The organism is uncultured Campylobacter sp. (genome assembly GCF_937997595.1).
Taxonomy (GTDB): Bacteria; Campylobacterota; Campylobacteria; order Campylobacterales; family Campylobacteraceae; genus Campylobacter_B.
This window is the reverse complement of sequence record NZ_CALKTS010000234.1, coordinates 1-9,428: the sequence shown is the minus strand read 5'-3', so window position 1 is coordinate 9,428 and position 9,428 is coordinate 1. Positions and strand designations below refer to the sequence as shown.

Annotated in this window: 6 protein-coding genes; 4 read left to right on the top strand and 2 right to left on the bottom strand. The window is 47.3% G+C overall.

Annotated features, from left to right (window positions below; all coding sequences use genetic code 11):
* Together Q0614_RS07935 and Q0614_RS07930 are read right to left on the bottom strand one after the other, a co-directional pair.
* Window positions 1-193, bottom strand: a 193-nt coding sequence (locus tag Q0614_RS07935) for a hypothetical protein (protein WP_298787856.1), incomplete at its 3' end; no start/stop codon positions are given.
* A gap of 102 nt (window positions 194-295) precedes the next feature.
* Window positions 296-1,471 carry a hypothetical protein gene (locus Q0614_RS07930; RefSeq protein ID WP_298787855.1) on the bottom strand — a complete coding sequence of 392 codons (1,176 nt, stop codon included), beginning with the start codon at window positions 1,469-1,471 and terminating at the stop codon, window positions 296-298.
* Window positions 1,472-1,545: 74 nt separating this feature from the next.
* Between Q0614_RS07930 and uvrA the strand changes: the two genes are divergently transcribed.
* The 4 genes from uvrA to Q0614_RS07910 all read left to right on the top strand — a co-directional run bounded on the left by uvrA (window position 1,546) and on the right by Q0614_RS07910 (window position 9,182).
* Window positions 1,546-4,392, top strand: a complete 2,847-nt coding sequence (uvrA, locus tag Q0614_RS07925; protein WP_298787853.1) for an excinuclease ABC subunit UvrA — start codon at window positions 1,546-1,548, stop codon at window positions 4,390-4,392.
* A gap of 21 nt (window positions 4,393-4,413) precedes the next feature.
* Complete coding sequence (locus Q0614_RS07920; RefSeq protein ID WP_298787851.1) at window positions 4,414-5,439, top strand: hypothetical protein; 1,026 nt, start codon at window positions 4,414-4,416, stop codon at window positions 5,437-5,439.
* Between the two features lie 157 nt (window positions 5,440-5,596).
* Window positions 5,597-7,603 carry a TonB-dependent receptor gene (locus tag Q0614_RS07915; protein WP_298787849.1) on the top strand — a complete coding sequence of 669 codons (2,007 nt, stop codon included), beginning with the start codon at window positions 5,597-5,599 and terminating at the stop codon, window positions 7,601-7,603.
* Between the two features lie 490 nt (window positions 7,604-8,093).
* Window positions 8,094-9,182 (top strand): hypothetical protein, encoded by a 1,089-nt coding sequence (locus Q0614_RS07910; protein WP_298787847.1) that lies wholly within the window; start codon window positions 8,094-8,096, stop codon window positions 9,180-9,182.
* The last annotated feature ends 246 nt before the right edge of the window (window positions 9,183-9,428 follow it).

The window sequence follows — 9,428 nt, the reverse complement described above, 5'->3', positions numbered from 1 at the left end:
CGCAGTAAAATAGGTAGCGCGCGCCTATTAGAGCGTCTTTTAGCCATAGCCCGATACAGGCAAATGCGAACAAAAGGGCTAAAAAGACTAGCGAGGGCGGATCGGCAAACAGATCCGCCGCGACATACGCGCAAACCGCGATGCATGCGCACGCCAAGAGGGCAAAATACAGATAAGAGTCTTTTATTTTCATCGTTTCTCCTACGCCTCCGCAATACCTTTAAATTTCGCGTCGTATTCGGCATATGAAGCCAAATTTATCTCTCGGCTCGGTTTTTTGCATACGCCCTCGTGGTTAAATTTTGCCCTTTATCGCGGCGCGGATTTGCGGCAGGCGCGCCTTTACGAGCTCATAGACGAAGCTTTTGCTAAGTCGCTCGCCGCGCAGATGATCGCTTACGATCTTCATCATCGCCCACGGCACGCCCGCGCGTTCGCAAGCGTTCACGAAAAGCGCGCTCTCCATATCATAAAGCCTGATATCGCGATTTGCGCGCTCGCAAGTAGTGTCTTTTGCCGTGCACGGCGTATTTTGTATTGCTCGTACTGTGGTATTCGTCGCAGCGCTGCACTCACCTACCGCGATTTGTGAGGGTTTTGCGCTCGCTAAATTTTTCGCCTCGACTTGCGTCGCGCTTTGTGCCGCAGTCTGAGACGCGCCTTGCGTGAAATTTTTTGTATCTGCCGCGCCGTTCGTTCCTTGCGTTGGGGCTTGTGCGTTTATCTCGCCGCATGTCTCGATTTTTGCGATATTTGCCTCATCGGTCTGCTCCGCTTCGTTTAAAATTTTAGGCTCGCTCACGCAGATTAAATTTGCCCGCAGCTTGCCGTCCAAACTCGCGCCGTAAAATTCCAACGAGCCCATATCGTGGAATTTCTGCTCGCAAACATTTTGAAATTTAGGAGCCTGCACGCCGCGTCCCATTGCCTGCGAGCCGTAAAGCTCCGATCCGTCCTCGCCGCAAAATTCCTGCGCTGCCGTACCATCAAAGTAAAATGCCTCGCCGATCCGCACGCCTTTATCCTCGCAGCCGCAGACGCCTATGTTTAGCGCAAAGTCCACGCGCCGCGAAAGTAAAATTTCACCAAAGCGCTCTGAATTCTGCGTGGAATCAAAATTTAAAATTTCAAAATTTTCAGCCGCATTTCGCGCAGAACCGACCTCTGCATCGACGCCGCAGAGCGCGCCCGCGCCCAAACGATGCTCAAATTTCACGTCCGCGCCGCGCCGCTCCTCGCGCCCGAATTCTACATCTGCATCGGCACGGCGAACAAATTCCGCGCCGGGTTCGCTCTTAAATTCTATTTCTATGCCGCCTGCAGCGCCCGTTTCAAATTTAACTCCAAACCTCACGCCGCAGATGTATAGAAGCATCTGCTCGCCTGCGAACAGATCGCCGCTGCGCGTAAGTTTAAAACTCTCGATTATCGCTTGGGCTTCGCAGCGCAAAGCCGTGCAGATTAGTATCATCGCCGCCCCTTCCAAAAGCGCAATTTTAACAATTTGAGCTATAATGTAAGATTAATTTGCACAAAAGGGCGAAAATGAACGATCTCATCACCATCACAGGCGCGCGCGAACACAATCTGAAAAATATAAATTTGCAAATTCCAAAGGACAAACTCGTCGTTTTTACAGGTCTTAGCGGCAGCGGCAAGAGCACGCTGGCGTTTGATACGCTATATGCCGAGGGGCAGCGCAGATACGTCGAGAGCCTAAGCAGCTACGCGAGGCAGTTTTTAGACCGCGTAGGCAAGCCCGACGTCGATAAGATCGACGGTCTGACGCCTGCGATCGCGATCGATCAAAAAACAACGTCGAAAAACCCGCGCTCTACGGTGGGCACGATCACCGAAATTTACGACTATCTGCGCCTCTTATATGCGCGCGTGGGGGTACAGCACTGCCATAAATGCGGCAAGCCGATCTCAAAGATGAGCTCCAGCGACATCATCGCCGAGATTATGAAGCTGCCGCGCGGCGCAAAGGTGATCTTGGGAGCGCCCTTGGTGCGCGAGAAAAAGGGCAGCTTCGCCGATATGTTGCAAAGCTTGCGCGAGCAGGGCTACGTGCGCGCTCAGATCGACGGCGTACTGGTGCGGCTGGATGAGGAGATCGAGCTAAGCAAGACGAAAAAACACTCGATCAAGGTCATCATCGACCGCACGATCATAGACGAGGAAAATTCCATCCGTATCGCAAGCGACGTCGAAAAGGCGCTCAAGCTCAGCTTCGGCGAGCTTGAGGTGGAGATCGCAAATGCCGCCGAGCTGGGGCTTGCGCAGAGCCTGATCCACTACAGCGAGCATATGGCGTGCTTTGATTGTAAAATTTCATTCAAGCCGCTCGAGCCGCTCGCGTTTAGCTTCAACTCCCCAAAGGGCGCGTGCGAGAGCTGCGACGGGCTGGGGATAAAATTTAGCCTCGATCTGGGCAAAATCATCAACGAAAATGCCTCCATCGAGGGCGGCGCGATCAAGGTGATGTCGGGATTTAACAAGAGTTATTACTATAAATTTCTGCTCGGGTTTTGCGAGGCAAACGGCATAAACGTCAAAATCCCGTATGCAAACTTAAGCGAGGAGCAAAAAAAGCTGATTCTCTACGGCAGCGTCAAAGAGATCGATTTTTACTGGAAAAAACACAAGCTCGTGCGTAAATTTGAGGGCGCGATCAAATACGCCTACGATCTGCTCAAAAACGAAAGCGATCTGGACGATTATATGAGCGAAAAAATTTGCCCCGACTGCGGCGGGCTGCGCCTGCGCCCCGAAAGCCTCGCCGTAAAGGTCGCGGGGAAAGGCATCGGCGACGTGATAAATATGAGTATTGCAGACTGCGTGGAATTTTTCAGCGACGAGAAGCGGTTTTCAAATTTAAGCGAAAAGGACGCGCAGATCGCGGCGCCGATCCTAAAAGAGATCAATGAGAGGCTGTTTTTCTTAAAGGACGTGGGGCTTGGATACCTCACGCTGGGGCGCGATGCGCGCACCATTAGCGGCGGCGAGGCGCAGCGTATCCGTATCGCAAGCCAGATCGGTTCGGGTCTTAGCGGTGTGATGTATGTGCTCGACGAGCCTAGCATCGGACTTCACGAGCGCGATACGCAAAAACTCATCAAGACGCTACGAAGCTTACAGGAAAAGGGAAATTCCGTAATCGTCGTCGAGCACGATAAAAAGACGATCGAGGCGGCAGACTTCGTCGTAGATATAGGCCCCGGAGCGGGCAATCTAGGCGGCGAGGTCGTATTCGCAGGAGACGTCGCGCATCTGCTTAAAAGTAATACGCAAACCGCGCTGTATCTGAACAACCAAAAGGAGATAAACTACCAAAAGCACCGTAAGCAGGAGCTTTGGCTTAGCATCAAAAACGTAAATATCAATAACATCCACGGCCTTTGCGCGAAATTTCCGCTGCGAAATTTAGTCGGCATCACGGGCGTTAGCGGCAGCGGCAAGAGCTCCTTGGTGCTGCAAACCATACTGCCTACCGCGCTTGAGGAGCTAAATCGCGCTAGAAAGGTGCACGCGGTAAAGGGCGCTAAAATTTCGGGGCTTGAGAGCCTAGATAAAGTGGTCTATCTGGATCAAACCCCGATCGGACGCACCCCGCGCAGCAATCCCGCGACCTACACGGGGGTGATGGACGAGATCCGCGCGCTTTTTGCCGCGACGAAGGAAGCGCAGCTGCGCGGATACAAGATCGGCCGCTTCAGCTTCAACGTCAAGGGCGGGCGCTGCGAAAAATGCGCGGGCGAGGGCGAGATCACGATCGAGATGCACTTCCTGCCCGATATCAGCGTCGTTTGCGACGTTTGCCACGGCACGAGATACAACGCGCAGACGCTTGAAATTTTATACAAAAACAAAAGCATAGCCGACGTTTTGGCGATGAGTATCGACGAGGCGCTCGAGTTTTTCAAAGCCGTGCCTAAAATTTATCAAAAGCTAAAAACGCTCGCGGACGTCGGGCTCGGCTACGTTTCGCTAGGCCAACCCGCCACGACGCTTAGCGGCGGCGAAGCACAGCGCGTCAAGCTCGCCAAAGAGCTAAGCCGCACCGATACGGGCAACACGCTCTATATCCTGGACGAGCCCACGACGGGGCTACATTTTGCAGACGTAGATCGCCTGGTAGCGGTGTTACATCATTTGGTCGATCTGGGAAATTCCGTCTTTGTGATCGAGCATAATCTAGACGTCATCAAAAACTGCGATTACATCATCGACATGGGACCCGAGGGCGGCGAGGGCGGCGGACAGATCGTCGCTTGCGGCACCCCAGAAAAGCTCGCGAAAGATTTCAAAAAGACGGGTAGCTACACGGGGGAATTTTTGGCGCAGGAGCTAGCGGCGATGAAGAGCGCAAGCAAAAATAAGCGAGGTTGAAACGCCTTATTGGGGGCAAGAATGGATCAAAGCAGGCTTAAGGAACCAAGAAAGCTACTACAAAAGAGACATCAAGAGCCGAAGCGGGGCTTGGAACAAAATTCTAACGGCGAAAATTTTAAAGTCACGAATTTTGAAATCCAGAATTCTGAAGTTTCGAATTTTGAAGTTTCAAATTTCGAAGCTTCAAATTCTGAATCCCTGAATTCTAGAGCTACAAATTCTGACGCTTTAAATTTAGAAAGTAAAATAGATCAGAATTCTACCGCCAAAGATAATGTAGAGCAGCAAAATTTTATCTCGGATGATAGCGGCGCCTTATCGCAGAATTCTAAAACTAGAGACTACGACAAAGAGCCGATAATCATCAAAGACCATACTTATTACGAATTTATGATTTATCAATTTCCGGCGCTACTGATAGGATTTATTATATTTTTTACTTTTGCTACCATAGTAAATCCCGTTAGTCCTAAGACCTTTCGAATGCTTCCATTTATATTAGTTTCATTATTGACCGTAATTAGGGATAAAGACGGTATGTATTTTGAGTTTAGAAACGATAAAATTCTGTATTATCATAAAAACAAAATTCGCAAAATTTTCGAACTAAACAGCATAGGCGCAATGGTGATTAGCTTTGATTGCAGACACAGTATGCGACAAAGGGTAAATTGGTTTATAAAAATAGCACTACTTCTTTGGATTTTATTAATTTTTGCCGCCGATGCATACGATATGACAATCGGCGAAAGCATAACTGATATATTGTGTATTTTTGTTTTAGCCGCATCAGGAATTTTCGGAGCAAAGGCTATTATGCACCTACGCAACGGTAGCCTTAGTTTTTTCGGTCTTCACGATCAGCTTGTGCTTTATAAGGAAAACGCCGAGGTCGAGATACTAAATATTTTGATGGCAAATAAAGAGGAGTATGTGCAGCTGAGAGATTATTTTATGCAGACGATGCAAAAAGATATAAGCAATCTTCAACGCACGATGTCGATTTTCAACAAAAAGATAGAATTTAGGAAATTTAAATTCTAGCGATTAAAGGATCGCTATATATTTTTCCGAAGCGCCCTTCGGCTTGGGATTTACGGCGTAAAATTTTAACTTTTTAAAATATTAAATTTAATATAAATTTAATATTTTTTGTGATTAAATTTCGCAATCGTTTATCATAATATCCAAAGGATCAAAAATGAAGTTATCTTACGTTGTGGCGGGGGTTTTGCTATGCGGCGCCTTGAGCGCAGACGATGCTGCGAGCAAGGACGTAAATTTAGGCACGATAATCGTATCGTCGAATTTTAAAAAATCTATCTTGCAAGAGCCCACGAAGGTGGAGATCGCGGGTAAAGACACTATTTTAGAAAACAGCGACATCGCAAAATCGCTTTTGAACTTAAGCGGCTTTTCGATGGAGCGCAAGGGCGGAGGCGGCAGCGAGGTTTATTACCGCTCGCAGACGGCGTCCAGACTGCCCGTGCTCATCGACGGCAGCACGCTAAACGGCGGCTGCGGCATGCGTATGGATACGCCCATCACCTACATCTCGGCGCAAAACTACAACTCCGTGCGCATCGTCAAAGGTCCGCAGGACGTCAGATATGGAGCGCTCATCAGCGGCGGTATTTTCTTCGATCGAGATATTTTAAGACTAGATAAAACGCAATTCGGCGGGAATTTTAGCGTGCTAGGCGGAAGCTTTAGACGCTTCGAAACCGTAGCCGACGCCGTCGTGGGCAATGAATGGGGCAGCTTGCAGATCTCGGGCGGACATTACGAGAGCGGCGACTATAAAAGCGGCGGCGGACAGAAAATGCATACGCACTATAAACGCAACAGCGTCTCGCTCGTGGGCACGATCACGCCTACCGATTCTACCGCCATTCAGCTTAGCACGGACCTGGGCGAGGGCGAAGCGGCGTATGCGGACAGGATGAGAGACGGCGTGCAGTTTGACCGTAAATCTTTCGGGCTCAAATTTGAACAAGACGTCGGCGAGCACAAGATCAGGCTAAGTTCGTACTATCATCAGATCGATCACATAATGGACAACTTCACCATGCGTCCGGTGGTGCCGGGCACGGGGCGCGGCAAGGGATATAGCATCAGCCACCCGATACGCGATATGTACGGCTTTAAGCTAGAAGGCGAGCTAAATTTCGACAATCTAACAAGCTATCTTGGCGCTGGGTACTCTGAGGATGTATTTAAGTGGAGAGGCGCTGGAACGGGCGGAGCCGGCGTATCTAAAGCCGAAATGGACGCCGCCGTATCAAAGCCGCACGTAAAAGAGCGCAAGGTAACGTATAAAACGATCTACACTCAAAACGAATACGTCCTAGAAAACGACTACGGGCTTTTTGGCGGACTTAGGCTGGACGCGGGCGAGAGAAGGCTGCTAAAAACGCATAAGAGCAGGAAAGAAAATTTATTTTCAGGATTTTTTAGATACGAAAAATATCTGCAAAATTTAACGCTTTATGCTGGGTTAGGGCACGCACAAAGACTACCTGATCACTGGGAAACGAACAAGGACGCGAACTTAGAGCTACGTAAAGAAAGAAATACTCAGCTGGATTTTGGCGCCGTACTAAAAGATCAAAATTACGAACTAAGCGCGAATTTTTTCGTCTCAAAGATGGATGATTATATCATGCTAAAATATAATCCTATGGGCATGTCCTCAGACGCCTTTAATACCGACGCCCTGCTATACGGCGGCGAGATCGAGGGCGATACGCTACTGGCCGATATATTTAGACTGGGGGCGGGTGTATCCTACGTCTACGGCAAGGTGACCAAAAACGCGGGCGGCCTAAAAGACGGCGACGCGCTGCCTAAGGTTTCGCCTCTAGCGTTTAAACTAAGCGCCGGCTTAGAAAAGCCAGACTGGTTCGTCAAAGCCGACTTCTACGCTAACGCGTCGCAAAACCGCGCACAAAAGGGCTACGGCGACGTGGGCGGCATGGATCTGGGCAAGAGCGATAGCTTCTGGACGCTAGGACTAAGCGCGGGCTATAAATATAAAAATTATCAATTTTTGCTAGCGGCGGAAAACCTAAACGACGCCAAATACGCCTATCATAACTCAAAAGGCGGCTACGGCGGCGGTATCGCAGGCTACGAAACTATCCCGAACGGCACGAGGCTTTATGAGCCGGGCAGAAGCTTTTGGGCGAAATTTAAAGTGCATTTTTAAGGCCTAGATCGTCCGGATTTGGCGCGTTTTAGATTTTGTATCGGATTGGGCGACACCCCATTTCGGCGCACTGCGCAAGGACTGTGCGAGCTTGCAAACAGACGCTAAAGTATAGATAAAATTTGCAAGTGCCTTGAGCGGCCGAGCTCGCGCTAAATTTGTACGGCTAGGCGCGGCTTTTGTCGTCCGAGCCTTTTTTTCCGCACGGCGTCGAAGCCTCGGTGCGGCCCGCGGCGGATATGATGCTTATTCGGGCGTGATCTCACGCGACAAGCGCCGGCACAGAAGGCGGTTGTGCGATTTGAGATGAAATTTGGCCCGCAGATCAGATTAAAGCTTTGTACAAAAAGGCGGTTTCGCGGCGCCTGATCCGTCGGCATCGTTTCGGTTCGTCGGGCTTGCCTGCGCGCGACGGACACGCGGTAAAATTTACTGAGCCTTAAGCGGCGAGAATATAAAATGGCGCGTCCATTAAATTTAAAGGCGGCAAATGGATCAAAGCAGGCTTGAGGAATTAAAAAAGCTACTACAAAAGCGGCATCAAGAGCCGAAGCGGGGCTTGGTACAAAATTCTAACGGCGAAAATTTTAAAGCCCCGAATTCTGAAATCCAGAATTCCGAAGCCTCAAATTTTGAAGTTTCGAATTTTGAATTCCTGAATTCTGAACCTCCGAATTCCGAAATCTTAAATTCTAAATCCCTGAATTATAAATCTTCAAATTCCGAAGCTTCAAATTCTGAAACCATAAATTCCGATCCTGGCGCTTTAAATTTAAAAGCCGAATTAGAAGCCGAAGCGGCTCAGAATTCTGCCTGTGAAAACAACGCAAAGCAGCAAAATTTTATCTCGGATGATAGCGGCTCTTTGCAGCAAAATTCCAAGGCTAGAGATTATGACAAAGATCCGATAGCAATCAAAAATTATGAAAAATTTTTTGTATATTTGTCTTTAGTCCTATTATTGCCGATCTCTACGCTACATGCATTTTTGATTATAGATTTTATAAATCATGATGATATTGATATAGTTCAGTATTTTGCTATTTTATTCATTATTTTACTATCTATAGTTATAATATCCATATTTGCCGTAATCCGCCCTAGACAAGAGATAAAATTTACAAACAATTATATAGAATTTATTAGCGACGACTTAGTTGAAAAACGCTGCGAAATTGATGAAAACGCTTTATCTTTAAATTTCTCTATCGGAATTTTGGCAAGTTTATATGAGATAGGAAAATCTGAAAAGATATTTTTATACTTTATCGCTATTTTTATGTGCGTAACATGGTGGAATATATTTTTTATAGCGGTATTCTTTACATATTTATTCGGATTTTTATTAAATTTAATACTTTATCTGTTTATAAATAGGAATTTAAAAGGGTTTAGGGCTCTGCCGTTTATTAGGATCGCACGCCCCTCATATGGCAGATGGTTTAGGAACAAACCCGTTTATCCAAGATATTATCTCGTTTATCTCTATAATCAAAAAATTTATGATGAAATTAAAGAATATTTTTTACGAAAAAGCGTAAATATAAATAACATTAAGAAAGATTATTTGTTTATCTAACGAGGAGGATAAAATGACGAGGAAAGAGGTCGCGAAGAAAGAGTCAGGCAACGTATATAAAAGTCTTTTGTCGATTAAGCTATTACAAATTTATATCTATTTTTAAAGAGGGGCTTGAAATAATGGAAAATTATAATAAACAAAAAGCCAGAGATTACGACAAATATCCGATAGTTATAAAAAAGCTAGATGATCTGTTTTGGCTGATAGCTCTTGGAATTTTATTAATTTGTTCTTTGATACAGA